1 protein-coding gene is annotated in these 1,400 nt (G+C 55.6%); it reads left to right on the top strand.

The features are described 5' to 3' along the window. Positions 1 to 627 precede the first annotated feature (627 nt). Positions 628 to 1,074, top strand: coding sequence for a hypothetical protein (locus ABR323_RS21800; RefSeq protein WP_439450809.1), 447 nt, complete (start codon positions 628 to 630; stop codon positions 1,072 to 1,074). The last annotated feature ends 326 nt before the right edge of the window (positions 1,075 to 1,400 follow it).

Genomic DNA, 1,400 nt, shown 5'->3' with positions numbered 1-1,400 from the left:
ACTGGGTGTGTTCCTGTCTGTGGATCCGGTGACTGCGTATGAGCAGCCTGTGGGTCAGTTCAATCGGTATCGGTATGCGAACGGGAATCCGTACAAGTTCAATGATCCCGATGGACGGCAGGCGATCCCGATGCCTGCCCCCTACATCCTTCCCATCCCGGTTCCCAACCCCGGTGGAAACATCCAGCGCAGTGAAGACACATCCGGGGGGAATCGCGAGAGCGGGCCAGGTGGAAGGCCAACTTCGAGGCCCACTGAACGTCCCGCAGGTCGGGATACAGTTCGGCGGGGGCGAGACGGGCAGCCTATTCCTGGAAGCAAGGGGGAATCGGGACGATCACCATCACCATTCATTCCGAGTGATCCATACTCGCCTGAGAGTACAAGTGGCCGGCAGTCTGAAACGAGAAGAAATGAAGGCGCCCCAAGTACTGATCCCGACTCGGTGATTCCTGACCGGGGGCCCGGAAGTGATCAAGGAGGGCATGCGAGCAGGGGAAGGACTCCGCACGATACCGGAGAGAGGAATGTCAATAGAAATGAAGAGCATTCTCGACGACCCAAGGGGAATCCAACAGGGAGGTCTCGATGACTGATCGTAGGTGGTCTGTACCCTCAAATCGAGGAATGGAGAATCTCGAGTGTGAAGTTGTGGGCAGCACAGATCGCGATATGGTCTGTCGCTTTACGATAGTTGGCGAATATTGGAATCGGGCGCAAGAGGGAGCGCGGGAGGTAGTTGAGGATTTCCGTGTTGTGCTTCCGCAGGTCATCGTGGCGCGAGACGCATTGGGGGAGCTTAGGCAAGCCTTTGCAGTCTGGCTGGAAGAAGAGCGATCATTCTCGTGCACGCTGCAGCCTATCGACGGAGGGGGGCAGGTGCTGGAGTTCAGCTTGGGAGATGATCCGCGCTTTGTTCGATCTACGCACAAGGCTGTTTTTACCTTCAGCTATTGCTCCGGCCTGGTGATGACATCCAGTTTCAGCTTCATGGTCGACCAGTCCTGTGTTCGCATGGCCATGGAAGGATTAACTGACTGCCTCCGTGATCAAATTAATGAGCTCCGTCCATGACGTTCGACCGACATGGTTGCACGATGCAAGCGAGTGGTTGGGAAGGCGCATTCGTAATGCATAGGTCGTAGCTTCGATTCCTATTTCCGGCACCAGTTGTATGAAAAGCCCCGGCCTTGGTCGGGGCTTTTTGTTTGGGTATGCTCGGAACCCATTGATGTGAAAGGGGTTGGTGCCTAGCTCGTGACTAGTGCGGTTTCAGTGTTGTTGGTTGCGGACACCATGTGTCCGTACCTTTGCTTCGCTGGTGCTGATGATCCGGCTTCGTTGCTACTTAGGCGAACCATTCAGTGCTGGTCCCGCCTATGACGATCAATCATTCGCAA

It is taken from the genome of Stenotrophomonas sp. ATs4 (assembly GCF_051861585.1).
Classification (GTDB): domain Bacteria; phylum Pseudomonadota; class Gammaproteobacteria; order Xanthomonadales; family Xanthomonadaceae; genus Stenotrophomonas; species Stenotrophomonas maltophilia_AS.
This window is presented reverse-complemented; position numbering and strand designations above follow the sequence as displayed.

Excerpts from the sequence above, each read along its gene's own strand:
- ABR323_RS21800 (WP_439450809.1), top strand. The coding sequence starts at position 628 with ATGGAGAATCTCGAGTGTGAAGTTGTGGGCAGCACAGATCGCGATATG.